Origin of the sequence: Kineosporia sp. NBRC 101677, assembly GCF_030269265.1 — a bacterium.
Classification (GTDB): domain Bacteria; phylum Actinomycetota; class Actinomycetes; order Actinomycetales; family Kineosporiaceae; genus Kineosporia; species Kineosporia rhizophila.
The window spans coordinates 512,859-537,290 of sequence record NZ_BSTA01000006.1 but is presented as its reverse complement, the minus strand read 5'-3'; the positions used below and the strand labels follow the sequence as shown (position 1 = coordinate 537,290).

Annotated in this window: 23 protein-coding genes, 1 pseudogene and 1 riboswitch; of the genes and pseudogenes, 15 read left to right on the top strand and 9 right to left on the bottom strand. The window is 68.5% G+C overall.

Annotated elements, in window-relative coordinates:
* The first annotated feature begins 59 nt into the window (after nt 1-59).
* Complete coding sequence (locus QSK18_RS20525) at nt 60-848, top strand: SDR family oxidoreductase (RefSeq protein ID WP_285621935.1); 789 nt, start codon at nt 60-62, stop codon at nt 846-848.
* A gap of 21 nt (nt 849-869) precedes the next feature.
* Here QSK18_RS20525 and QSK18_RS20520 read toward each other — a convergent pair whose 3' ends face one another.
* The gene (locus tag QSK18_RS20520) at nt 870-1,460 is read right to left on the bottom strand and encodes a hypothetical protein (RefSeq protein WP_285621933.1); all 591 of its coding nucleotides are present in this window, start codon (nt 1,458-1,460) and stop codon (nt 870-872) included.
* Between the two features lie 136 nt (nt 1,461-1,596).
* On the opposite strand from QSK18_RS20520, the gene QSK18_RS20515 reads away from it, so the two are divergent.
* A complete protein-coding gene (locus tag QSK18_RS20515; RefSeq protein ID WP_352396589.1) occupies nt 1,597-2,457 on the top strand; it encodes an LLM class F420-dependent oxidoreductase in 861 nt (286 codons plus the stop codon).
* A gap of 18 nt (nt 2,458-2,475) precedes the next feature.
* Here the strand turns inward: QSK18_RS20515 and QSK18_RS20510 are convergent.
* From QSK18_RS20510 to QSK18_RS20475, 8 genes and pseudogenes are all read right to left on the bottom strand, one after another.
* Nucleotides 2,476-2,829: pseudogene (locus QSK18_RS20510) on the bottom strand (MFS transporter); the annotation flags it as partial.
* A 112-nt stretch (nt 2,830-2,941) separates the two neighbouring features.
* Nucleotides 2,942-4,168 (bottom strand): Nramp family divalent metal transporter, encoded by a 1,227-nt coding sequence (locus tag QSK18_RS20505; RefSeq protein ID WP_285621920.1) that lies wholly within the window; start codon nt 4,166-4,168, stop codon nt 2,942-2,944.
* Nucleotide 4,169: 1 nt separating this feature from the next.
* Nucleotides 4,170-5,135 carry a class 1b ribonucleoside-diphosphate reductase subunit beta gene (gene nrdF, locus QSK18_RS20500; protein ID WP_285621908.1) on the bottom strand — a complete coding sequence of 322 codons (966 nt, stop codon included), beginning with the start codon at nt 5,133-5,135 and terminating at the stop codon, nt 4,170-4,172.
* 14 nt (nt 5,136-5,149) lie between these two features.
* The gene (gene nrdE / locus QSK18_RS20495; protein WP_285621905.1) at nt 5,150-7,315 is read right to left on the bottom strand and encodes a class 1b ribonucleoside-diphosphate reductase subunit alpha; all 2,166 of its coding nucleotides are present in this window, start codon (nt 7,313-7,315) and stop codon (nt 5,150-5,152) included.
* Complete coding sequence (nrdI, locus tag QSK18_RS20490) at nt 7,294-7,701, bottom strand: class Ib ribonucleoside-diphosphate reductase assembly flavoprotein NrdI (RefSeq protein ID WP_285621900.1); 408 nt, start codon at nt 7,699-7,701, stop codon at nt 7,294-7,296. The genes nrdE and nrdI overlap by 22 nt, the downstream gene beginning before the upstream one ends.
* Before the next feature lie 4 nt (nt 7,702-7,705).
* A complete protein-coding gene (gene nrdH / locus QSK18_RS20485; protein ID WP_285621897.1) occupies nt 7,706-7,939 on the bottom strand; it encodes a glutaredoxin-like protein NrdH in 234 nt (77 codons plus the stop codon).
* Nucleotides 7,940-8,071: 132 nt separating this feature from the next.
* A riboswitch (cobalamin riboswitch) is annotated at nt 8,072-8,291 on the bottom strand.
* Between the two features lie 272 nt (nt 8,292-8,563).
* Nucleotides 8,564-9,238 (bottom strand): DUF6766 family protein, encoded by a 675-nt coding sequence (locus QSK18_RS20480; protein ID WP_285621894.1) that lies wholly within the window; start codon nt 9,236-9,238, stop codon nt 8,564-8,566.
* 93 nt (nt 9,239-9,331) lie between these two features.
* A complete protein-coding gene (locus QSK18_RS20475; RefSeq protein ID WP_285621891.1) occupies nt 9,332-9,733 on the bottom strand; it encodes a hypothetical protein in 402 nt (133 codons plus the stop codon).
* A 315-nt stretch (nt 9,734-10,048) separates the two neighbouring features.
* Here QSK18_RS20475 and QSK18_RS20470 point away from each other — a divergent pair, with 315 nt between their 5' ends.
* The 13 genes from QSK18_RS20470 to QSK18_RS20410 all read left to right on the top strand — a co-directional run bounded on the left by QSK18_RS20470 (nt 10,049) and on the right by QSK18_RS20410 (nt 24,368).
* The gene (locus QSK18_RS20470; protein ID WP_285621887.1) at nt 10,049-11,986 is read left to right on the top strand and encodes a methyl-accepting chemotaxis protein; all 1,938 of its coding nucleotides are present in this window, start codon (nt 10,049-10,051) and stop codon (nt 11,984-11,986) included.
* A gap of 27 nt (nt 11,987-12,013) precedes the next feature.
* The gene (locus tag QSK18_RS20465) at nt 12,014-13,660 is read left to right on the top strand and encodes a chemotaxis protein CheW (RefSeq protein WP_285621884.1); all 1,647 of its coding nucleotides are present in this window, start codon (nt 12,014-12,016) and stop codon (nt 13,658-13,660) included.
* Nucleotides 13,657-14,706, top strand: a complete 1,050-nt coding sequence (gene cheB / locus QSK18_RS20460) for a chemotaxis-specific protein-glutamate methyltransferase CheB (RefSeq protein ID WP_285621882.1) — start codon at nt 13,657-13,659, stop codon at nt 14,704-14,706. The genes QSK18_RS20465 and cheB overlap by 4 nt, the downstream gene beginning before the upstream one ends.
* Before the next feature lie 70 nt (nt 14,707-14,776).
* On the top strand, nt 14,777-15,406 hold the full coding sequence (locus QSK18_RS20455; protein WP_285621879.1) for a HEAT repeat domain-containing protein: 630 nt from the start codon (nt 14,777-14,779) through the stop codon (nt 15,404-15,406).
* Nucleotides 15,403-16,314: a CheR family methyltransferase gene (locus tag QSK18_RS20450; protein ID WP_285621876.1), complete on the top strand. Its 912-nt coding sequence runs from the start codon at nt 15,403-15,405 to the stop codon at nt 16,312-16,314. Before QSK18_RS20455 ends, QSK18_RS20450 begins: the two co-directional genes overlap by 4 nt.
* On the top strand, nt 16,311-16,724 hold the full coding sequence (locus QSK18_RS20445) for a response regulator (protein ID WP_285621873.1): 414 nt from the start codon (nt 16,311-16,313) through the stop codon (nt 16,722-16,724). Before QSK18_RS20450 ends, QSK18_RS20445 begins: the two co-directional genes overlap by 4 nt.
* Nucleotides 16,721-19,126: a chemotaxis protein CheA gene (locus tag QSK18_RS20440; protein WP_285621870.1), complete on the top strand. Its 2,406-nt coding sequence runs from the start codon at nt 16,721-16,723 to the stop codon at nt 19,124-19,126. The genes QSK18_RS20445 and QSK18_RS20440 overlap by 4 nt, the downstream gene beginning before the upstream one ends.
* The gene (locus QSK18_RS20435; RefSeq protein WP_285621867.1) at nt 19,107-19,649 is read left to right on the top strand and encodes a hypothetical protein; all 543 of its coding nucleotides are present in this window, start codon (nt 19,107-19,109) and stop codon (nt 19,647-19,649) included. The genes QSK18_RS20440 and QSK18_RS20435 overlap by 20 nt, the downstream gene beginning before the upstream one ends.
* Nucleotides 19,649-20,023 (top strand): response regulator, encoded by a 375-nt coding sequence (locus tag QSK18_RS20430; RefSeq protein WP_285621864.1) that lies wholly within the window; start codon nt 19,649-19,651, stop codon nt 20,021-20,023. The genes QSK18_RS20435 and QSK18_RS20430 overlap by 1 nt, the downstream gene beginning before the upstream one ends.
* Entirely contained in the window at nt 20,020-21,033 is a 1,014-nt protein-coding gene (locus QSK18_RS20425; protein WP_285621862.1) for a methyl-accepting chemotaxis protein, read from the top strand. Before QSK18_RS20430 ends, QSK18_RS20425 begins: the two co-directional genes overlap by 4 nt.
* A 371-nt stretch (nt 21,034-21,404) precedes the next feature.
* Complete coding sequence (locus tag QSK18_RS20420; RefSeq protein ID WP_285621860.1) at nt 21,405-22,220, top strand: ABC transporter permease; 816 nt, start codon at nt 21,405-21,407, stop codon at nt 22,218-22,220.
* Nucleotides 22,217-22,993 carry an ABC transporter permease gene (locus tag QSK18_RS20415; RefSeq protein WP_285621858.1) on the top strand — a complete coding sequence of 259 codons (777 nt, stop codon included), beginning with the start codon at nt 22,217-22,219 and terminating at the stop codon, nt 22,991-22,993. Before QSK18_RS20420 ends, QSK18_RS20415 begins: the two co-directional genes overlap by 4 nt.
* A gap of 199 nt (nt 22,994-23,192) precedes the next feature.
* Complete coding sequence (locus tag QSK18_RS20410) at nt 23,193-24,368, top strand: serine hydrolase domain-containing protein (protein WP_285621855.1); 1,176 nt, start codon at nt 23,193-23,195, stop codon at nt 24,366-24,368.
* The last annotated feature ends 64 nt before the right edge of the window (nt 24,369-24,432 follow it).

Sequence of the window (24,432 nt, the reverse complement as noted above, 5' to 3'; positions counted from 1 at the left end):
AGATAGAGGCGTAGAGTTCTTTCGGTCGGCACAGAGGCCGGCGCAGAAAGGACGCGAAAATGACCAGGTTCGAAGGTAAGACCGTTGTCGTCACCGGCGGTGCCCGCGGGATGGGCGCTGCCCACAGTCGTGGCTTCGTCGCCGAAGGTGCCCGGGTGGTGATCGCCGACGTGCTCGACGCGGAGGGCGAGGAGCTGGCCGGAGAGCTCGGCGAGGCCGCGCTGTACCGCCACCTCGACGTGACCGACGAGCAGCAGTGGGCCGAGGTCGTCCGGGCAGCGACGGCCGCCTTCTCCGCGCCCACCGTGCTGGTGAACAACGCCGGGATCGGCGGCAGCGGCACCCTGGTCGAGGACAAGACGCTGGCCGACTGGCGCAAGCTGCTCGCGGTCAACCTGGACGGCGTCTTCCTGGGCACCCGGGCGGTGATTCCCGGAATGAAGGCGGCCGGTGGCGGCGCCATCGTCAACATCTCGTCGTTCGCGGGGCTGATCGGCACGCCGAACGCGGCCGACTACACCACCAGCAAGTTTGCGGTCCGGGGCTTCACCAAGGCGGTGGCGATGGAAGTGGCCCCCTACGGCATCCGGGTCAACTCCGTGCACCCGGGCTACATCCGCACCCCGATCCTCGGGCCCCTGGGCGACGAGGTGGTGCACGGCAAGGTCGCGCTGGACCGGATGGCCGGCCCGGAAGAGGTGACCCGGATGGTCCTGTTCGTCGCCTCCGACGACGCCAGCTACTCCACCGGCGCCGAGTTCGTCATCGACGGCGGCTGGTCGGCGGGATCCACGGTGGGCATCGGGCAGACGAACGCGCAGTACTACCAGCAGAACTCGGAAAGCTAGAACGAGCCGCCGAGGGGCCGCTCAGTCACGGCCCCTCGGCAGCACGCTGAGGTGATCCAGGCCCTTAGTAGGCCCGTACTTCTCCAGCCACGCGCGGCCGCGCCGGGAGTCGCGGATCTGGAACGGCACGGACGCTGTCACCCCGACGATCCCGACAATGATCAGGACGTCCCAGGGCTCGAACTCGCCGTCCAGCAGATTGAAGGTCCACAGCAGCAGGAAGAACGGCACCATCCACAGCAGGCGGCGCTGACGCACCAGGCCCTGGGCGGTGTTGACGGCGACCTCATGGTCCCGCTCCTCGACGGGTTGCCCCGCCCTGACCGCCTTCACGACGGCCTTTCGCCGGTTCTTGTCGACTCCCAGCAACAGGGATGGCTGCGCCCAGGCGGTGCCCCTTCGCCGCAGCCAGACGACCAGGCCCAGTGGGATCAGTGCGGCCGCGGTCACGGCGAGGGTCAGGACGACCCAGAACAGCGGTGAGTCGCCGTCGGACAGGACGAACAGCACGCCGTACAGGAGCGGGGTCAGGACGATGGAGACGAGCGCAAGGATGCCCAGCCATCGGTTCTGCCTACGCCGGGCCCGAAGCACCACATCCGTCTCACTCATGTGCATGATCTTCACCGAGTCGGCGGATGGGCGCATTTCGGACGCGGGACCACGTCCTCGTTGACTGCGGTCGAAGACTGAGGTTGGCTACAGGGGCGCCGCCGCAGGTGCTCGAAGCTGAGAAGGGGTTGCCGGTTTGAAGCTCTCAGGTGTCGGTGTGTGGGACGGATGGCTGCGCTACGGCGACCCGCAGGAGGTGGCTCAGGCTGCGGCAGAGCTGGAGAGCCTGGGCTACAGCGCCCTGTGGATCCCGGACACCGGCGGCCCGGTCTTCGACGCCGTGCGCAACCTTCTGGCCGCGACCAACGAGATCGTGGTCGCCACCGGCATTCTCAACCTCTGGATGCACGAGCCCCAGGCAGCGGCCGCCGCTCACGCGGAACTGACGCAGACCTATGGGCAGCGATTCCTGATGGGCATCGGCGTCAGTCATGCCCCGATCGTGGACAAGGCCGAGGCCGGCCGCTACCAGAAGCCGCTGGCCGCCACCGCGTCGTTCCTGGACGGCCTCGACCAGGCGCAACCGACGGTTCCGGCCGAATCCAGGGTCCTGGCGGCGCTGGGCCCGAAGATGCTGGAGCTGGCTCGCCGCCGTACCGCAGGGGTGCACCCCTATCTGGTGACGCCCGAGCACACCCGGATCGCCCGTGAGGCGCTGGGCGAGGGGCCGCTGGTACTGCCCGAGCAGACGGTCGTTCTGGCCGGTTCGCGGCCGGAGGCCCGCCAGATCGGGACCGGCTGGCTCAAGGGCTACTTCGGGCTGCCCAACTACACCAACAACCTCCTGCGCCTGGGCTTCTCCCAGGAAGACATAGACACGATCAGCGACCGGGTGTTCGATGCAATGATCGCCTGGGGCGACGAGGGCGCGATCCAGGCCCGGATCGCCGAACACCGCGCTGCAGGAGCCGATCACGTGACCATTCAGGTGCTGACCGCCGAGGGCGTGGCCGATCCGCGCGAGCAGTGGCGCCGTCTGGCTCCCGCACTCGTGTAGACGCGTAGATCGAAGGCTCTACCTGGAGAAGCGCCGGCTGGAGGGAATGCAGGCAGCCGCCAGTGGCTCAGCCACGCAGACCACGGCCGCGCCGAACAGCACCGGACGCAGCCCGAAGGAGTCGATCGCCGGCGTGATCAGCGCCAGCCCCAGCGGGGCCAGGCCGTAGGAGACCAGGAAGTCCAAGGACGAGAGGCGGGAGAGCCGCTCCGGCGGAACCTCGCGCTGGGTCGCGGTGAACCGGGGTACGTTGAACAGTTCGATACCGACGCCGACCACGAAGTAGGTGGCCACGACGACGAGCGTGGGAGCACCGGTCGCCAGGGCCAGAGGCGCCAGGGCATAGAGTCCCAGGCCCGCCAGAGCCACCCAGGAACCAGGGGTGGCGGCGTGTCTCTCGGACTCCTTCGGCGCCTGAGCGAAGACCGGCCGCAGATAGCTGTTCTCGGCCTGCTTCGGCGGGATCCTTCCGGTTCTCAGTGGATCAGCCGGTGAAGGTCAGGCCCAGCAGAACCAGATTGAGGACGACGATGAGGACGCACGCTGCCCCCGCGGCAACGATGGTTGCGGGTTTGTTGCGGGCCTCGCCCATCACCGATCGCTGAGAGGTCAGGATCAGCAGGGGGATCAGGGCGAAGGGGATACCGAACGACAGAACCACCTGGGAGTAGATCAAGGCGGTGGTGGGGTCGGCGCCCACAGCCAGGATCGTCAGGGCCGGGATCGCGGTGATCAGACGCCGCACCAGCACCGGGATCTGCCGGTGCAGCAGCCCACCCATGATCACCGAGCCGGCGTAGGAACCGACTGCGGTGGAGGCCAGTCCGGAGAACAACAGAGCCACGGCGAAGCACAGGGCCGCCACCGGGCCCAGGGTGTCGCCGATGGCCTCGTGCACGCCCTCGATCGAGCTCACCCCGTCCAGGCCGTTCAGTGCTCCCGCTCCGATCAGCAACAGGGACAGGTTCACCGCTCCCGCGGCCAGCAGGGCCACCCCGACGTCGGTGCGAGTAGCCACCAGAAGCCTGGGTAACCGGTCGGTCTCGACCCGGCCGTGTCGTTCGCTGGCCAGGGCCGAGTGGGCGTAGATGGCGTGCGGCATGACCGTCGCCCCCAGCATCCCGACCGCCAGCAGCAGGCTTTCCTGCCCCTGCAGCCGGGGTACCAGCCCGCCGGCCAGGTCACCCGCAGCCGGCAGGTCGAACAGCAGCCCGGCGATGAACCCGGCGAACACCACACCGAGCATGACCACCACTACCCGCCCGAAACCGGCCCGCCCGAAGGCCAGGACGATCATCGAGACGGCCGTGGTGATCAGTGCGCCGGGCAGCAGCGGGATCCCGAACAGCAGGTTCAGGGCCAGTGCGCCGCCGACGATCTCGGCCAGGTCGGTGGCCATCGCCACCAGCTCGGCCTGCCCCCAGTAGGCCAGCCGGGCCGGGGCGGGCAGCCGCTCGCGCAGGAGCTGCGGGAGCGACTGCCCGGTGACGATGCCGAGCTTGGCCGAGAGAAACTGCAGCAGAGCGGCGATCAGGTTCGCCCCGACGATCACCCAGACCAGCAGGTATCCGAACTGGGCGCCGGCCGAGGTGTTGGTGGCCACGTTGCCGGGATCGACGTAGGCCGCCGAGGCGACCAGGGCCGGGCCCATCAGCAGAGCGATGCCACGCCAGCGGGTGACCCGCGAGCCCACCTCGGTGCCGGCGCTCATCTCAGAAGTCCCAGTCCTCGTCCTCGGTGTTCACGGCCTTGCCGATCACGTACGAGGAGCCGGAACCCGAGAAGAAGTCGTGGTTCTCGTCGGCGTTCGGCGAGAGCGCACTCAGGATCGCCGGGTTCACGTCGGTCTCGTCCTTGGGGAACAGCGCCTCGTAGCCCAGGTTCATCAGGGCCTTGTTGGCGTTGTAGCGCAGGAACTTCTTGACGTCCTCGGTCAGGCCGAGCGGGTCGTACAGGTCCTGGGTGTACTCGACCTCGTTCTCGTACAGCTCGAACAGCAGCGAGAACGTGTAGTCCTTCAGGTCCTGACGCTCGGCCGCGGTGACCAGCTCCAGGCCCTTCTGGTACTTGTAGCCGATGTAGTAGCCGTGCACCGCCTCGTCGCGGATGATCAGGCGGATCAGGTCGGCCGTGTTCGTCAGCTTCGCCCGGCTCGACCAGTACATCGGTGCGTAGAAGCCGGAGTAGAACAGGAACGACTCCAGCATGGTCGAGGCGACCTTGCGCTTGAGCGGCTCGTCACCGTTGTAGTACTCCAGCACGATCTCGGCCTTGCGCTGCAGGCTCGGGTTCTCCTCCGACCAGCGGAAGGCGTCGTCGATCTCCGGGGTGGAGATCAATGTGGAGAAGATGCTCGAGTACGAGCGGGCGTGCACCGACTCCATGAACGCGATGTTCGTGTAGACGGCCTCCTCGTGCGGGGTCAGCGAGTCCGGGATCAGGCTCACCGCCCCGACGGTGCCCTGGATCGTGTCCAGCAGCGTCAGACCGGTGAAGACCCGCGTCGTCATCTGCTTCTCGACATCGGTGAGGGTGGCCCACGACTGGATGTCGTTGGACAGCGGCACCTTCTCCGGCAGCCAGAAGTTCCCGGTGAGCCGGTCCCAGACCTCGAGGTCCTTCTCGTCCTGCAGTTTGTTCCAGTTGATCGCGGAGACGCGATCGATGACCTTGACCATGGTGTTCGAACCTCTCAGAGCATGCAGGAGACGCAGCCCTCGACCTCGGTTCCCTCGAGGGCGAGCTGGCGCAGGCGGATGTAGTACAGCGTCTTGATTCCCTTGCGCCAGGCGTAGATCTGCGCACGGTTGATGTCCCGGGTGGTGGCGGTGTCCTTGAAGAACAGCGTCAGCGACAGTCCCTGGTCGACGTGCTGGGTGGCCTCGGCGTAGGTGTCGACGATCTTCTCGTAGCCGATCTCGTACGCGTCCTGGTAGTACTCCAGGTTCTCGTTCGTCATGAACGGCGCCGGGTAGTACACGCGTCCGAGCTTGCCCTCCTTGCGGATCTCGATCTTGGAGACGATCGGGTGGATCGAGGAGGTGGAGTTGTTGATGTACGAGATCGAGCCGGTCGGCGGAACCGCCTGCAGGTTCTGGTTGTACAGGCCGTGCTCGCGCACCGCCTCGGCGAGAACCGCCCAGTCCTGCTGAGTGGGGATGGCGATTGAGGCGTCCTCGAACAACTGCTTGACGCGGGCCGTGCGCGGGACCCAGGCCTTCGAGACGTACTTCTCGAAGTACGAACCGTCGGCGTACTTCGACTTCCCGAACCCGGCGAAGCTCGTACCACGCTCTCGCGCCAGCAGGTTCGAGGCGCGGATGGCGTGGTAGGCCACCGTGTAGAAGTAGATGTTCGTGAAGTCCAGGCCCTCGTCCGAGCCGTAGAAGATGCGCTCGCGGGCCAGGAACCCGTGCAGGTTCATCTGCCCGAGGCCGATCGCGTGCCCGCCGGCATTGGCGCGCTTGACCGAGGGGACCGATTCGATGGACGTCTGGTCGGACACCGCGGTCAGCGCGCGGATCGCGGTCTCGATGGTGAGCCCGAAGTCGGGGGAGTCCATCGTGTGCGCGATGTTGAGCGAGCCCAGGTTGCACGAGATGTCGCGGCCGATGTGGTCGTACGACAGGTCGGTGTTGAACGTCGAGGGGGTGGAGACCTGCAGGATCTCCGAGCACAGGTTGGAGTGCGTGATCCGGCCCTCGATCGGGTTCGCGCGGTTGGCCGTGTCCTCGAACAGGATGTAGGGGTAACCGGATTCGAACTGCAGCTCGGCCAGGGTCTGGAAGAAGTCGCGAGCGTTGATCTTCTTCTTGCGGATCTGGCCGTTGTCGACCATGTCCCGGTAGTTCTCGCTGATGCTCACGTCGGCGAACGGCTTGCCGTACACGCGTTCCACGTCGTACGGCGAGAACAGGTACATGTCCTCGTTCTTCTTGGCCAGCTCGAACGTGATGTCCGGGATCACCACGCCCAGCGAGAGCGTCTTGATCCGGATCTTCTCGTCCGCGTTCTCCCGCTTGGTGTCCAGGAAGCTCATGATGTCGGGGTGGTGGGCGTGCAGGTACACCGCACCCGCGCCCTGGCGCGCGCCGAGCTGGTTGGCGTACGAGAAGGAGTCTTCCAGCAGCTTCATCACCGGGATCACCCCGGAGGACTGGTTCTCGATGTGCTTGATCGGGGCGCCGTGCTCACGGATGTTGCTCAGCAGCAGCGCGACTCCGCCGCCGCGCTTGGAAAGCTGCAGCGCGGAGTTGATGCCGCGGGCGATCGACTCCATGTTGTCCTCGATGCGCAGCAGGAAGCACGAGACCGGCTCGCCGCGCTGGGCCTTGCCCAGGTTCAGGAAGGTGGGCGTGGCCGGCTGGAAGCGGCCCGAGAGGATCTCGTCCACCAGCTGCAGGGCGAACGTCTCGTCGCCGTCGGCCAGGGCCAGGGCCACCATCGAGACCCGGTCCTCGAAGCGTTCCAGGTACCGCTTGCCGTCGAACGTCTTCAGCGTGTACGAGGTGTAGTACTTGAACGCGCCCAGGAAGGTCGGGAACCGGAACTTCTGCGCGTACGCGTGCTGGTACAGCCGCTTGATGAAGGCCCGGTCGTACCGGCCCAGCACCTCCGGCTCGTAGTACTTGTTCTCGACCAGGTAGTCGAGCTTCTCGTCCAGGTCGTGGAAGAACACCGTGTTCTGGTTCACGTGCTGCAGGAAGTACTGCCGCGCCGCCTCACGGTCCTTGTCGAACTGGATCTCCCCGTCCGGACCGTAGAGGTTCAGCATCGCGTTCAGCGCGTGGTAGTCGAGGCTCACCGGAGCGGTCTCGATGACCTGTAGGTCGTCCTTCAGACCGGCTGTCGTTGCCAAAATCGTTCCAATCCATCGCGGACGCGCTGCACGTCCTCAGTCGTTCCCATGAGCTCGAAGGCGAACAGGTACGGAACCTGGCACTTCGCCGAGATGATGTCGCCGGCCACGCAGTACGCGCTGCCGAAATTCGTGTTGCCCGCCGCGATCACCCCGCGCAACAGCGACCGGTTGCCCTCGTCGTTGAGGAACCGGACCACCTGCCGCGGCACCGCCCCGCCCTCGTTGCCCCCGCCGTAGGTGGGAACCACCAGCACGAAGGGGGACTGGGCGTGGAGCATGGGCTCGGTGGGGCGCAGCGGGATGCGCTCAGCCTCCACGTTCAGTTTCTGAACGAAACGATGCGTGTTCTCCGAGGCGCTGGAGAAGTAGACCAGCGAACTCACCGGATCAGGCGGGCTGGGCGGCCAGGGCCTTGATGCGGTCGGGGCGGTAACCCGACCAGTGCTCCTCGCCGACCACCACGACCGGGGCCTGGAGATAGCCCAGCGACAGCACGTACTCACGGGCCGTGTCGTCCTGGGTGATGTCGATGACCTCGTAGGCGAGGCCCGCCTTGTCCAGGGCGCGCTTCGTGGCGTCGCACTGCACGCAGGCCGGCTTGCTGTACACCGTAATCGTCATAGCTCTCTTTTCCCGATCTTCTGGAACCAGGTGCGCGAGAGCCGGAAGACGGCACAGCGGTGCCCAAGGAGGCAGTCTGCTGAGCCGTCCGGTTCCGTCCCGCGCGGCACCACGGACGCGCCCACCCTCATCGGGGCGGGCGCATCGCTGGCAGGTCTTCGGACTCGCGGGCATGCCGGGCCGCAGACCCAGCACCTAGTAACCGTCGCTTCCCAGACGCGCAGGCGCACCCAGTGCTGTTGACGGCGGTCGTTCCCACTCACCGCTGCGGGGCAGCCCCGGAGTCACACCGGGTTCCCTCTTACGACGGCCCACCTGGATGGCAGGACGAACCAGCAACATCACGCACCATATGCCGTAGGTGGCCGGGTGCGCCAACACCACATCTAGTGCGCGTGTCCTGATCGATGCCCTATAGCAGATGGGCGCGAAGAGCGGATCAGGTGTGTTGGCAGGCGGTGGCGAGCGTGAGGATCAGCGGTGCGAGAGTCTCGAGCGACAGAACGTGATCAGCGGTGTGGCGCGTTCCTCGGTCGCCGCGGGCGTCCGGGTGCTGAGCGGTGCTCTGCGAGGTGGCGGCAATCACGGTGTCGCTGAGGCGCGGCAGCGCACGGCACTGGACGTTCAGCCCTCGACGCCGGTGCTGTCGTGGCTCGATCCGACCGGCTTGGACTCCGGTGACCCTCGCTGGCGCAGGTAGATGGAGAACACGGCCATCGAGCCCACGGCCAGGAACTCCGACTGCCAGTTCTGCATGGTCCGGCTCCAGAAGTCCGGGGAGCCGAGATAGCCGGCCCAGCTCACCGGCGCCTGGAGCTGGGCGATCTGCTGCTCGTTGTAGGCCACCTGACCGGTCAGGGACTGCACGAACCAGCAGGCCAGGAAGATCAGCCCCATCACCAGCCCCAGGCTGTTCGAGTACAGCGCGCTCACCCAACCCCCGGCCCGGGCCAGGCGCGGAGACTTCGGGGTGATGTAGGCGCCGACCTTCTGGTCCTTGTCGCTCTCGCGCCCGGCCTTGTCCAGCGGCTTGGACTCGGGCGAACCGCGCTGCAGCAGCCACGTGGTGGCCACGATGAACAGCAGGAACTGCAGGAACTCGCTCTGCCAGTTCTCGGCCACGTCGGTGCCGAACGAGGACGAGGTCAGGTAGCGCCCCATCGTCACGGTGGCCAGCCCGTTGCTGACCTGCTCGGCGTTGTGGTCGGCCAGTCCGGCCACCGCCTGCCCGGCCAGGGCAAGCAGCAGGATGAACCCGAAGAACAGGCCGAGCGCGTTGTCGTGAAGGAATTTACGCATGGGTCAGCGGGCCAGCAGGGCGAGCACGAAGAAGTAGACCAGCCCGCCGGCGATGAACAAGGCGTAGGCCGCGAAGAGTAGACGCATGAGCTCTCATCCTCCCGAGACGGCACAGTCGTAGGGAGCCGAGCCCTGTTCGGTGCAGCCGGCACCGATCACCTTCCAGCCGTCCGGGAACTCGGACAGGAACATCGTGTCGGTAGCGGTGACGACGAACGCGCTGCGCCCCTGGCGTTCCACGCGCTCCAGTCCGGACGGTGCGGGCAGATCCTGATTGAGGACGGCGTCTGCGCACGTTTGCGAGGCTTCCTCGGCAAGGCTTGTGGCGATCTTCGGGGACAGCAGGGCGCAGGCTCGAGCGCCGTCCTGGGAGCCGACGGCCTGACTGAAACCGGCAGCCACGTCCCCGGCCTCGGAGGCCGCGCCGTCGCTGCCGCAGGCGCTCACCAGGAGCACGGTGAGTCCGGCCAGGAATGCACTGGCGGTGCTGCTCAATCGGTGTCACCTCACCTGGCCTGGTTCTGCTGCTGGTCCACGGAACGCTACTCGTGCTCGGCCTCCCGGCAAGTGACGCGGGCGCGCTCTCCTCTGTGTCGCCCGGCTACTGCAGGCCCTTTGGGAAGCAGGCCGGACGGGAGTGATGCATGGGGTTTTTGGTGACCCATGGTGACCTGGTTCCCCCCTTGCGCCTACTCGTTGGGGCGACGCTGCGAAGCCATCCTCAAGAAGAGCGGGCCACCGGGCCGAATCCTCTTCTCGAGCCGCACGATCCGACGGCCCGCCCCCCTCACGTGGGAAGGGACATTGCACATGCCCATCACCAAGAGCCCGTCCGCCGGTGTCCCGTCGTCGCGGCGCACACCACCGCCCGAGCGTGGCCCCAGCGACGGTGGTCAGGGCGCCTCACGTGCCGCCGAGGCCGACCGGCGGCGCGCCCGCTCGGTGGCCAAGCAGCAACAGGCGGCCGAGCGGATCGCCGCGGCGACCACCGAGGTCGCCTCCCAGACCGCCGAGGCGACCGAGGCGTCCCGGCAGCTGCGCGACGCCATGCAGCAGATCGCTGCGGGCGCCGAGCAGGCCTCGGGCGCCTGCACCCAGAGCCTCGCCGTCACTCAGCAGGTGGCCGAGAAGATCCGGCTGCAGATGCAGACCACCGAGCAGTTGGAGACCACCTCCCGCGACCTGCAGTCGCTGCTGGTCGAGACGATCGGGGGGATCACCGGGCTGCTGTCGAACGTCAGCGACGCCTCCGCCCGGCAGGACACCTCGGTCGTGATGATCACCGAGCTGGAGAAGCAGGCCGAGGAGATCGGCGAGATCGTCGCGGCGGTCGCCCGGATCGCCGACCAGACCAACCTGCTGGCGCTCAACGCGGCGATCGAGGCCGCCCGGGCCCGTCAGCACGGTAAGGGTTTCGCGGTGGTCGCCGACGAGGTCCGCACTCTGGCCGAGACCTCCGAGCGCAGCGCCAGCGAGATCCGGGGTCTGATCGACTCGGTCCGGTCCTCGGTCACCGTGATCGCCGAAAGTGTCCAGGCGTCAGCGTCTTCGGCGCGTAACGAGGTGGAGAAGGGCAAGGAGATCACCTCGGCTCTGGAGACCATCCGGCAGGTGATGTCCGGGATGATGGAGGCCGCGGTCGAGGTGGCCAGTTCTGCGCAGCAGTCGCAGAAGGCAGCCCAGCAGGCCCAGGCCAGTTCCGAGGAGATCGCCGCCGCCGCCGAGGAGCAGTCTGCGGCCGCCGAGGAGTCCCTGCAGACGGTCACGCAGCAGGGAGAGGCGCTGCAGCAGAGCGAGAAGGCGGCCGAACTGCTGTCCGAGGTCGCCGAGGAGCTGCGCAGCAGTTCCGACATCGGCAAAAGTGCCGAGGACGTGGCCTCCACGGCCGAGGAACTGTCCTCCGCGGTGGAGGAGATCAACCGGGCCGCCGCGCAGATCTCCACGGCCATCGGGCAGATCAGCCGCGGCGCGCAGGCGCAGTCGGTGAAGATGCAGGACGCCCAGGGCGCGATCGCCCAGATCGAGAACGGTGCCCAGGTGGCGGCCGAGCGTGGCCAAGAGGGCGTCGAGCGGTCCGACGACCTGCTGGTCCAGCTGGGGCAGAACAAGCAGAGCGTCGACGCGATGATCGGCACGATCACCACGGCCGCCACCAGCAGCCGCGAGAGTGTGCGCCAGGTGGTCGAACTCGAGCAGATCAGCCGCAAGATCGACAAGATCGTGGACGCCATCGCGAACGTCTCGATCCAGACCAACATGCTGGCGGTGAACGGCTCGGTGGAGTCGGCCCGGGCCGGCGAGTTCGGCAAGGGTTTCGCCGTGGTCAGCACCGACATCCGCAACCTGGCCCGGGACTCGGCCGAGAACGCCGAGCGGATCAAGGACCTGGTCAAGGAGGTGCAGGACCGGATCGTGGCGGTGCGCACCGACCTGGAGGAGACCTCCCGCCTGGCGCTGATCGAGGTGGAACGGGCCAAGACCACCACCACCCGGCTGATCGACGTGGAGCGGGGCATGGGGACGCTGCGCGCGGGCAACGACGAGGTCCGCGCCGCGGCGCAGGACATCGTGCGGGCCCTGGGCGAGGTCAAGGGCGGGCTGGAGCAGATCGGGGCCGCCGCCAACCAGGCCGACGCGATGGCCAACCGGGCCTCGGACGCGGCTCGCGAGCAGGGGCAGGGCGCCGAGGAACTGGCTGCGGCGATCGAGGAGATCGCCGCCCTGGCCGACGAACTGCAGAACGCCTGAGCTCAGCCGGGCAGGAGGGGAGGGCCGATGAGCACCACCCAGAGCGTCCCGTCGGCAGTGGCAGGTGTTCCGGAGCAACGCAGTTCGCAGGAACTGGACGGGGACGAACCGCTCGACGGCGCCGGGACCGACTTCGTGACGTTCGTGATGTCGGGGGAGACGTACGCCTTCCCGATGGAGCGGGTGCAGGAGATCATCCGGATGCCCGACGTGGTCCGGCTGCCGTTGAACGGCCCGGCCCTGGAGGGGCTGGCCAACCTGCGCGGACGGGTCCTGCCGGTGGTGAACCTGCGCCGGTGCTGCCACCTGCCGGACGTGGAGCACGACGAGGCGACCCGGGTCATCGTGGTGGACGCCGGTACCACCCTGGGTTTCGTGGTGGACCGGGTGGCTGCGGTCACCTCGGTGGAGAACGACCGTCTGGTGCCCGCCGAGACCGTCACCGTCACGCTGCGCTCGGACCTGCTGGCCGGGGTGATCCAGGGCGCCGGCGGTGAGCTGACCTCGGTGCTGGACGTGCAGGCGCTGGTCGAGGCCGAGTTCTCCTCGATCGCGCACCTGTCCGAGGGCGAGACACGTTCGGGTGAGGCCGGTTCCCGTCCGCGGGCCGAGGACGACTCCGACGAGGACGGCGCCGACACCCTGGAACTGGTCAGCTTCACGGTGGCCGGCCAGGAGTACGCGCTGCCGATCCATCGGGTCCAGGAGATCGTCCAGATGCCCGAGCGGATCACCGCCGTACCCAACAGCGAGCGGCGGATGCTCGGGGTCATGGACCTCCGCGGCGGGCTGCTGCCGGTGTTCAGCCTGCGCCGGATCCTGGGCATGGGGCAGGAGGACCTGCAGCCGCACAACCGGATCGTGGTGATCGGGGTCGACGGCGAACCCGGCCACGGCCCGCTGGTGGTCGGGGTGGTGATGGACACCGTGCGGCAGGTGCTGCGGGTGCCGCAGTCGCTGGTCGGGGACCTGCCCGCGGTGGCCACCAACGGGATGGCCGCCTCCCAGGTGGAGTCGGTCTGCCGGCTGGAGGACGGGGCCCGGCTGGTGTCGGTGCTGGCCGCGGAGAGGTTGTTCGACGCCTCGGCCCGTCAGGCGATCGATGCGCAGGTGGGCGAGCAGGACCTCGTCGAGGAGGAGGTCCAGGAGGGCGGAAGTACGATGGCAGAGGACGACGGGCGCGGCGACGACGAGCTGATGGTCGTGTTCCGGCTGGCCGAGGAGGAGTACGGGGTCGACGTCGACGCCGTGCAGGAGATCATCCGGGTGCCCGAGAGCCTGATCCGGGTACCCCAGTCGCTGGAGTTCGTCGAAGGACTGGTGAATCTGCGCGGCGCGGTGCTGCCGGTGGTGGACCTGCGCACCCGGCTGCGGCTGGACCGGGTGGAACGCGACGAACGGCAGCGGATCGTGGTGCTGCTGATCCACGGCACCCCGACCGGTTTCATCGTCGACTCGGTGGCCGAGGTGCTGCGCGTGGGGCAGGGCACGATCGAGCCGGCCCCGCAGCTGTCGGCCGAGCAGGCCCAGCTGGTGGGCAAGGTGGCCAACCTGGTCGCGGCGGGACGGATGCTGCTGATCCTGCAGCCCGGGCAACTGCTGGCCGCGGACGAGCTGGAACAGCTGGAGGGCGAGCCGGTGGGGGCGGGGGCTCAGCTCGCGACCGCGCCGTGATCACGGTGATGGTCGTGGACGACTCGGCGCTGATGCGCAAGGCGATCCGCGGCATGCTCGAGGACGCCGGTGGCTTCGAGGTGGCCACGGCCCGCAACGGGGCCGATGCCATCGAGCAACTGCCGAGCGTGCGCCCGGACGTGATCACGCTGGACGTGAACATGCCCGAGATGGACGGGCTGACCTGCCTCAGCGAGATCATGCGCACCCAGCCGACGCCGGTGGTCATGCTCTCGTCGCTGACCGAGCGCGGGGCGCTGACCACGCTCGAGGCCATGGAGCTGGGCGCGGTCGACTACCTGGCCAAGCCCGGCGGCACGGTCTCGCTGAACGTCGCCGAGGTGGGCGACGAACTTGTGCGCAAGGTCAGGGACGCGGCCCGGACCAGGCCCCGCACCCGCAGCAGCGGCCTGGCCCAGCGCATGCGGGGGGAACGCGACCGGGTCCGGCGGACCGCACCGGTACGCGCCACCAGCAAGGTCCAGGCCGTGCTGATCGGCAGCTCGACCGGCGGGCCGGCCCTGGTCACCGAACTGCTCAGCGAACTGCCCGGTGACTTCCCGGCCCCGATCGTGGTGGCCCAGCACATGCCCGCCGGGTTCACCCGCTCGCTGGCCGCGCGGATCGACGGGGTGGCCCAGATCCGGGCGGTCGAACTGACTTCGCCGGCCTCGCTGCAGCCCGGCACCGCCTACATCTGCCGGGGCGACGCCGACGGGGTGATCAGCCGCCGCGGCGGCGTGCTGAGCGCCCGCAGCGTGCCGGCCTCGGCCAGTCACCGCTGGCACCCCAGCGTCGACCGGCTGGTCGAGTCGGCCCTGGAGGTCGTCCCGGCCCCCGCCCTGCTCGGGGTCCTGCTCACCGGCATGGGCGACGACGGGGCCCAGCAGATGACCAGGATCAGCACCGGGGGCGGCCGGACCATCGCCGAGTCGCAGGAGTCGGCGGTGATCTGGGGCATGCCGGGACAGCTCGTGGCAGCCGGTGGAGCAACCGCTGTGCTGCCTGCGGGGGACATCTGCGCTCAGTTGATGAAGTGGATCTGAGACGCGGCCGACATCAGTCTGGAGCCTCCCGGCGAAACCGTCCGGGAAGGCTCGAGCAACAGGAGCCACCATGGCATTGGTCCGAAAGACACCTCAGGACGAGCCGGCGACCGAACCGCCCCCGGCCCGGGATTTCGGGTCGCTGGCCGAGCGCCTGCACGACCGCGACCCCGAGACCCGCCGCCTGGCCGCGATCGACCTGCGGGAGTACCCGCGCGCCGGTCTGACCCTGGTCGAGGCGGTCGCCGCCGAACAGGACCGCACCGTGCGCGACGCGCTGCTGACCACCCTGGCCGGGTTCGACTCGGTCGAGGTGGCCCAGGCCCTGGCCCAGTTCCTGCGCAGCGACGACGCCTCGCTGCGCACGGCCGTGACCGACAGCCTCATCGCCATGGCCGACTGCGCCCCCGACGTCCTGCCCGGGCTGCTGGCCGACCCCGACCCGGACGTACGCATCCGCGCCGTCACGGTGGTCAAGGAACTGGCCACCTCCGAGCACCTGTGCCGGCTGCTGGAGGAACTGGTGGCCTTCGACGAGGTGGAGAACGTGGTCGCCGCCTCGGTCGAGGCCCTCTACGACCTCGACGCCCCCGTGCTCCTGGCCACCGCCGAACTCGCCGTGCGGCGTTTCCCGGGCAACCCCTACCTGCAGCACCTGGAGAGCATGGTGCGCGCCCAGCACGTGGGGGCCCAGTCGTGACGGCCGCGCACTCCAGCCTGACCTCCCGGGCGAGCTCGACCCCGACGATGGCCGACCAGCTCACCGACGCCGAGTTCATCCGGCTGCGGGACTACTTCTACCGCCGCACGGGCATCCAGTTCCCCGACAACAAGCGCTACTTCGTGGACAAGCGGGTGATCGGGCGGATCCGGGCCTTCGGGCCCCGGGCCGGCTTCGACGAGTGGTTCTCGGCCGTGCGCCACGGCACCGACTCCGGTCTGGTGCAGGAACTGATCAACGAACTCACCGTCAACGAGACCTACTTCCTGCGTGAGGACTACCAGTTCGACTCGCTCGTGGGTTCGGTGCTGCCCGCCGTGATGGCCCAGCGCAAGGCCGAACGCATCACCGGCCCGGTACGGATCATGTCGCTGCCCACCTCCACCGGGGAGGAGCCGTACTCCATCGCGATCCGGCTGATGGACGACTGGCCCGACATCGAGACCGTCGACGTGGAGATCGCCGGCGGCGACATCGACACCCGGGCCCTGGAGAGGGCCCGCCAGGGCGTCTACGGAGCCCGCTCGCTGCAACGCGTCTCGCGCAAGCAGCTCTCGGCCTACTTCCGCCCGGCCGGCGAGGACCGTTACCAGGTGATCGACGACCTGCGCGAGGCCATCTCGTTCGACGTGATCAACGTGACCGATCCGGAGGTGATGCGGCGCTTCCGCTCCTTCGACGTCATCTTCTGCCGCAACCTGCTCATCTACTTCGACGAACTGTCCATGCGCCAGGCCGCCGAGAACATCTTCGGCGCCCTGCGCCCGGGCGGCTTCCTGTTCCTGGGGCACTCGGAGTCGATGAGCCGGATCTCCCCGATCTTCGAGCCGGTCCGCTTCCCAGAAGGGCTGGTCTACCAGCGGCCCTCGTTAGGAGCCAGGCGATGAGCCAGCCAGCACGCGTCCTGATCGTCGACGACGCCGCCACCATCCGCCAGTACCACCGCAGCGTCCTGGAAGGCGGCGGCTACGTCGTCGACGAGGCCGTCAACGGCTACGAGGCCCTGGAACGAGCCGGGGCCGAGGACTACGACCTGTTTCTCGTGGACGTGAACATGCCCGTCATGGACGGCTTCACGCTGGTGCAGTCGCTGCGCCGCGACGAGGCCACCGCAGCCGTGCCGATCGTCATGATCAGCACCGAGAACAAGACCGACCACGAGGGCCGCGCCCAGTCTGCCGGAGCCAACCTCTACCTGGTCAAACCCGTGAGCCCACGCGAACTGACCACCGTCGCCGACCTGCTCACCGTCTCGGCCAAGGCGACGGCGGGTGTCTCGGGGGGCGGGCGGCCTTGAACCCGCTGCTGGAACAGTTCGTGGCCGAGGCCGACGAGTTGCTCGCCTCGGTCAGCGAGGGTCTGCTGCGCCTGGAACGGGACCCGCACGACGAGGACATCGTCAACTCGGTCTTCCGTGCCGCGCACACCTTCAAGGGCAGCTCCGGCCTGTTCGACCTGCCCGAGCTCACCGCGCTCACGCACGCCGCCGAAGACCTGCTGGACGCCGTGCGCGGCGGTGAGATCGCCCTGACCGGCGACCTCACCGACACCCTGCTGGCCGCCTTCGACGTGGTCCGCGCCTGGATGGACCACATCGCCGAGACCGGCACCACCCCACCCGACGCCGTGCCCGTGCGGGTCAAACTGGCCGCCCGCCTGCGCGCCCCACTGGGGGAGGGGCCCGATCCGGCGGTGGTCGAGGCCCTGGTCACGCCCCAGGCCGTGCACCGCGCCCCGGACTGGCTCGCCGTGTGCGGCGAGGAGTACCTGCGCTCGCTAGCCCAGCACCTGAGCGTCACCTCCTCCCGGGTCCGGGCCTTCCACTACCAGCCCGAGGCCGGCTGCTACTTCCGGGGTGAGGACCCGCTGGGCCTGGTCCGGCAGGTTCCGGCCCTGGACCAGTTGCAGGTCCGGATGCCCACTCCGATGCCCACGCCCGAGGAGTTCGACGAGTACTCCAACGTGGTCGCCTTCGTCGGCACCACCCGCGCCGGCCTGGGTGAGCTGGAGTACCTGTTCCGTTACGTGGACGAGGAGGTCGAGATCGCCGTCGTGGACGGCGAGAGCATCGAACGACTCCTGGCCGGCGAACCCGAGGAGAGCGCACCGGCCGAACCGGCCGCCGCCTCAACGGAACTCGACGAACGGCACAGCCTCGCCCTGCGGATCCTCACCGCCCAGCTGGAGACCCTGGGAGCGCCCTGCCCTCCGGACGGACTCGAAGGACGGGTGCGCTCGGCCGCCGCCGCGGCCCAGGCCGCCCTGATGGCCCTGGAGAGCACCGAACTGGGCGCCGACCTCGACGCTGCGGTGGAGGCGTCCCTGGCCGAAGGAACCACCGCACCGCTGACGTCCGCTCTGACCGCCATCGCCGAGACCGCGGGAGCCGCGGCACCCAACGTGCGCACGAACGTCGTCAATCCGAACGAGGACGCCGCCCCCGAATCCGCTGAACCGCAGGTCGAGAGCGGCCGCGCCCCGGCTGCCGAGGCCGACACCGGCGGCCCGGTGGCCCGGGTCCTGCGGGTGGACCAGGCCAAGGTCGACCGGCTGCTGGAGATCGTCGGCGAGCTGACGGTGGCCAACAACGCCCTGCCCTTCCTGGTCGGCGACGCCCAGACGCCCGACACCCTGCGCCTGGCCCGGAAGGTCAAGGACCAGTACAGCGTCCTGGGCCGGATCTGCGAGGAACTGCAGGGTTCGGTGATGGACATCCGGATGCTGCCGGTCTCGGTCGCCTTCGCCCGGATGCCGCGTCTGGTCCGGGATCTCAGCCGCAAGCTGGACAAGGAAGTACGCCTCGACGTCGAGGGGGAGGACACCCAGGCCGACAAGGACGTGATCGAGGCTCTGGCCGAGCCGCTGATCCACCTGGTCCGCAACAGCCTCGACCACGGCATCGAAACCCCCGACCAGCGGACCGAGGCCGGAAAACCGACCGAGGCCCTGCTGGCCGTGCGCGCCACCTCCGAGGCCGACGCCGTGATCGTCGAGGTGATCGACGACGGACGTGGCATCGACCCCGAGCGCGTCAAGGCCAAGGCAGTGGAACGCAACCTGATCGACGCGGCCGCGGCGGCCGCCATGAGCCCTGAGGACGCCGTCAATCTGGTCTTCGAACCGGGATTCTCCACCGCGGCGGCAATTTCGGACGTGTCCGGCCGGGGCGTGGGGATGGATGCGGTCCGCAGCAGCGTGGAGCGACTCGGTGGAAGCGTGGCCCTGCGCTCCACACCCGGCCAGGGCAGCACCGTCACCCTGCGCCTGCCGCTGTCCATGGCCGTCTCGCAGGTGATGGTGATCCGGGTCCTGGACCAGCGATTCGGAGTACCGGTCGACAGTGTGATCGAGACCGTGCGGATCCCGCGCTCGCGGGTGCAGAAGGTCGGCGGGATGCCGGTGCTGGACATGCGCGGGGTGCTGGTGCCGATCGTCGACCTCGCTCAATTGCTCGGCATGGGAACGGTGAGCAGTGAGGACGAGGAGGACATCTCGGTACTGGTGTGCCAGGCCGGGCCGGACCGGATCGGCCTGGAGATCAGCGACTTCCACCACAATACTGACGTCATCGTGAAGGCTCTGGGCGGAATCGTCGCCGGCACCCCCGGGTTCCGCGGAACCGCCCTGCTGGGCGACGGATTCGTCCTGCTGGTCCTGGATGTGAAGGAGCTGGTGCGCTATGCCTGTCCGGTTGGCTGACCAGGTCGCGATGCTCTGCGGGACGGTCACTGTCGAGGAGGTCGAGCCGTTGGCCGAGTGGGTCCGGGCCCACCCCGCCTCCCCGGTGATCCTGCACAACTGCGAGCACCTGCACACCGCTGTGCTGCAGCTCTTCCTTGTCCACGGCACGAAGATCAGCCGCCCGCCCCGCGACCCGTTCCTGGCCAGTTGGGTCATGCCGCTGCTCGGGCAGTCCGAGAACCCGGGTGAGGACGAGGCGCAGGACGACTGCACACAGCAGGAGGCTGAGCCAATCGAGCCGGTCGCTCAGGAAACGGTCGTCCAGGAGACGGTCATCGAGGAAATGGTCGTCCAGGAGGTTGTGCAAGAGGTTGTGCAAGGCGAGAACGGCTCTGTAGCAGTCGGGGTCGGTGTCACGTACTCGGTCGAACACGCGGACAGCGCGGACAAGCCGGACGAGACCGGAGAACCTGGCCCGGAGGCGGCTACGTTGGTGGCCGGTGACTCCGGTGCTGAGTCGAGCGCGAAGGAGGTCATGTGATGACCACGGTGATGTTGGTGGACGATTCCCCTACGATGCTCATGAGCATCAAGACGATCCTCGGCAAGGCGGGGATCGGGGTCGAGACCGCGGGCGACGGCCGGGAGGCCCTGGACCGGGTGCTCGGTGGCCTGAAACCGGACCTGATCATCAGTGACGTGAACATGCCCCGGATGGACGGCATCACGTTCGTCAAGGAGGTCCGCAAGGCCCCCGGCATGCGGTTCGTGCCCATCCTCATGCTGACCACCGAGTCCGAGCAGACCAAGCGGAACGAGGCCAAGGCGGCCGGTGCCACCGGCTGGCTGGTCAAGCCCGTCCAGGGTCCCGACCTGCTCGGTGTCGTCCGTCAGGTCCTCCCGGGCAAGAAGTGAGCGGATTCTCCATCCCCCGCAGGCGCGACGAGTCCGGGGCGGGTACCGGCCCGCGCCGGGGCCAGGCCGACCCGGCCGCGGCCGAGCGCACGCTGCGCGAAGTGGGCCCGGTGCTCGACGTACTGGGCCGCCAGCTGGACGACGTGGTCACGCAGACCGAGACGGCCGCCTACGGCCTGCTGGAGAAGATCCACGGGGTGGACGGCTCGGCCGCCCAGCTGGCCGGGAAGGTCCGCGCGCTGGCCGAGGAGTCCGTGCGTCACGCCGACCAGGTGGCCACCCTCGGCACCGAGAACGCCCAGGTGGTCGAGGCCTTCGTGGCCGAGGTCGCCCAGCGCGACGCCTCGGTGCTGGCCCTGGTGGCCGAGGTCCGCAGCCTGGACGTGTTCGTGGAGCAGATCCGGCAGCTGGCCTCGGCCACCAACGTCCTGGCCCTCAACGCCAAGATCGAGGCCATGCGGGCCGGGCAGTTCGGCCTGGGCTTCCAGGTGGTCGCCGAGGAGGTGCGCCGCATCGCCTCCACCTCCGACCAGGCGGCCAAGGACATCGGCGCCGGCATCAACCGGGTCACCGCGATGATCGAGGAGAAGCTGCGCCAGGCCTCCGGTGAAGGCTCCTCCGGCAACGACGGAATGTCAAAGGTCTTCGAGGCCCAGCGCTCGATCACCGCACTGATGGAGACCTCGGCCGCCACCTTCGGCCAGACGGTCAACGAGATCGACTCCTCCGCGCAGACTCTGGACGAGCTGACCACCGGCCTGGTGGGGGAGCTGCAGTTCCAGGACATCGTGCGTCAGTCGGTCGAGACCGTCACCAAGGGCCTGACCAGCGCCGGCCAGGACGTCCAGGGCGTGGCGGACTACCTCGGCGGCGCGAGAACCGACCTGCCCTCACCCGCCCAGACCCTCTCTGCGCTCCAGGACAGCTATGTCATGCGCCGGCAACGAGACATGCACAACGACGCGGCCGACACCGGCGCTGCGCCGTCGGCCGCGATCGAGTTGTTCTGAGCAGTCAGGTGCTCGCAGAACACACCCAGAACGCCAGACGGTCGTTCTGTTCCCCCCTGATGTGGCGCCACCTCAGGGGGTTGGGGCTCAGCAACTGGTCGTGCAGGCCCTGAGGTGACCGTGGCGAGCAGCGTTGCGGTGCCGTATATGCCTGTGTAACCATCGGGAGCTCTGACGGTCGCGGTCGCTCGTCGAAGGAGTTCTCGTGCTTGGTCTCGTCCAGACAGGACCTACCTCAGCAACGACGCCGTTCAGAGCCACCCCACCCAACTGTTCTTCATCTCGCCGCGGCTGATCGAGTCCGGACCGGAGCTGGTCAAGGACATGACCGCAGCGCTGGAGAAGACCGCCGACGTGGCCGGGCTCCTGCCATGACGCTCACCGCCACCCACACCCCGTCCACCATTGGGCGCCCGCGCATTCCGGCGCCCGTCCTGGGACTGGGCGGCCTGCTCACTCTGGTCGCCGTGTTCGAGGTGTTGCCGCGGGTGGGCGTCCTGCCCCGCGAGTACTTCCCGCCCTCCTCCGAGATCGGCTCGGCGATCGCGGAACAGGCCGGGCGCGAGGTGTTCTGGCAGGCGCTGGCCGACACCCTCACCGGGTGGGCGCTGGGCCTGGCGATCGCGGCCACGGCGGGCATCGTCCTGGGCGTGCTGATCGGCAGTTCCCGCCTGGCCCGCGACCTGACCGCCTCCACCATCGAGTTCCTGCGCCCGATCCCCTCGGTGGCCCTGATCCCGATCGCGGTGCTGCTGTACGGCTCGGACCTGGAGAGCAAGCTGCTGCTGGTGGTCTACGCCGCCTTCTGGCAGGTCCTGGTGCAGGTGCTCTACGGCGTGCAGGACGTCGACCCGGTGGCCCTGGACACCGCCCGGGTCTACGGCCTCGGGCCCTGGGCCCGGATGCGGCACCTGACCTGGCCCACCGCCCTGCCCTACGCGATGACCGGGCTGCGCCTGGCCGCCGCGGTGGCACTGATCCTGGCCGTCACCTCGGAACTGGTCATCGGCAACCCGGGCCTGGGGCAGTTGCTTGCGGTGGCCCAGAGCAGCGGTGCCGTCGAGACCAGTTACGCCATCGTGGTCGTCACCGGGCTGCTGGGAGTCGTGGTCAACATCGGGTTCCGCTGGACCGAGCGACGGGCGCTGTGGTGGCACCCGGCACAGCGAGGGGAGATCAACCGGTGATCGCCGTACTGCGCCGCATCGGATTCACTCTGGGCCTGCCGGCCGTCCTGCTGGCCCTGTGGTGGGTACTGAGCGCCAACAGCACCAACTTCTTCTTCCCGCCGCTGTCGCAGATCCTGGAAAGCCTGGTCCAGGAATGGTTCGGCCCTCGACTGAGGGCCGACGCGCTGCCCAGCATCCTGCGCCTGCTGGCCGGCTACGGCCTGGCCGCCGCGTTCGCCGTCACGCTGGGCCTGCTCATCGGGACCTCCCGCACCGTGCGCGGTTTCCTCGAACCGGTGCTGGAGTTCTTCCGCGCGATCCCGCCCCCGCTGCTGGTGCCGATCTTCATGCTCATGCTGGGGATCGGCGATCGGATGAAGGTCGTCGTCATCGCCTTCGGCTGCATGTGGCCGATCCTGCTGAACACGGTCGAGGGGGTGCGCGCCCTCGACGAGGTGCTCAGCGACACCGCCCGCAGCTTCGGCATCACCGGCCGGGCCCGGCTGCGCCACCTGGTGCTGCCCGCGGCCAGCCCGCAGATCTTCGCCGGTCTGCGGCAGGGCCTTTCGGTGGCGATCATCCTGATGGTGATCAGCGAGCTGTTCGCCGCCTCCAACGGCCTGGGTTTCGCCGTGGTGCAGGCCCAGCGCAGCTTCGCGATCGCCGAGACCTGGGCCGGGATGCTGATGCTGGGGCTGCTGGGCGTGCTGCTGGCCCTGCTCTTCCGGATCGTGGAGAACCACCAGCTGGCCTGGTACCACGGCCTGCGCCGGTCCCAGCGTTCCTCCTGAGACCCCAATCAGGAGGGGAATTCGTCCATGCTCGAGGTAAGGCGTCGTCCCTCACCCGCAGTGACTCGGTGCCGCCGGGCCGGGCACTCACCGCCGGTGTGGTTCGTCTGGATCTGACGAGGGGTAGACGACAGGGGGAGTCATGACGAACTCAAAGCATCTCGGCCGCTCTGCGGTAACTGCGTTCAGCCTTGCGGCAGTGCTGGTCACCACGACCCTGGCCGGCGCAGCCGCGCAGGCCGCAGGCACCGACCGGCCCAGGAACGATCTGCAGCGCACCGCCGACGCGGTGGTCGAGGCCGGGGCGGTCGGCTACCTGGTGCGGGTGAATGACGGGCAGCAGGTGCGCACTGCGACCGCGGGCCTGGCCGACCTGAACACCCAGCGGCGGATGAGGAACAAGGACCAGTACGAGGCGGGCAGCCAGACCAAGACCTTCGTCTCCGTCCTGACCCTGCAGCTGGTGGCCCAGGACAAGGTGAAACTCGATGCGCCGGTGGAACAGTACTTGCCGGGCGTGGTGCCCAATGGCCGGAACATCACGGTGCGGATGCTGCTGCAGCACACCAGCGGCCTGTTCAACTACACCGAGCACGAGAACTTCTTCCCGGGCATCGTGACCGAGCCCAGCCGTGTGATCGCACCGCCGGAAATCCTGAAGATCGCGTTCGGCCACGAGCCCTACTTCGAGCCGGGCCAGGGCTGGCACTACTCCAGCACCAACTACGTGGTGCTCGGTGAGATGCTGCACGAGCTCACCGGCCGTTCGGTGAAAGACCTGATCCAGCAGCGCATCGCCAAGCCGCTGAAGCTGCGCGACACCTACCTGGCCGACCCGTTCGCCGAGGACACCGGTCCGGGCTTCGCCCACGGGTACGCCCTCGAGATCGCCGACGGTGAGTTCACCTACACCGACACCTCCGACTGGTCGCTCAGCTGGGGCGGCGCCGCGGGTGCCGTGATCTCGACGTCGCGCGACCTGAGCGCCTTCTACGCCGCCCTGCTGTCGGGGAAACTCCTCCCGGCCGCCCAGCTAACCGAGATGAAGAAGACCGTCCCGATGGACGAACAGGGCTTGTACCGTTACGGGCTGGGGCTTTTCTCTCAGAAGACGTCCTGTGGCACGGCCTGGGGGCACGACGGCGGCACGCTCGGGCACAACTCCATCACCCTGGTCAGCCCCGACGGCCAACGCACGGTCTCGAGTGACGTCAACATCTCCCTGATCACGGTGGCCGACAAGAACGACCCGGCGCTGGAGGCCTCGGCGCAGGCCTATGGCGAAGCCCAGATCACCGCTGTCTGTGCGATGTTCGGCAAGAAGGTGTCTTCCGGGAGCTATGCGGATGCTGCGGGGCTGAACGTACTGCGGTAGCCGGCGGTCAGGCCCGGCCGCGCGAACGCCGCGACCGGGCCGGACCGAGGCCTGTTGGCCGGGC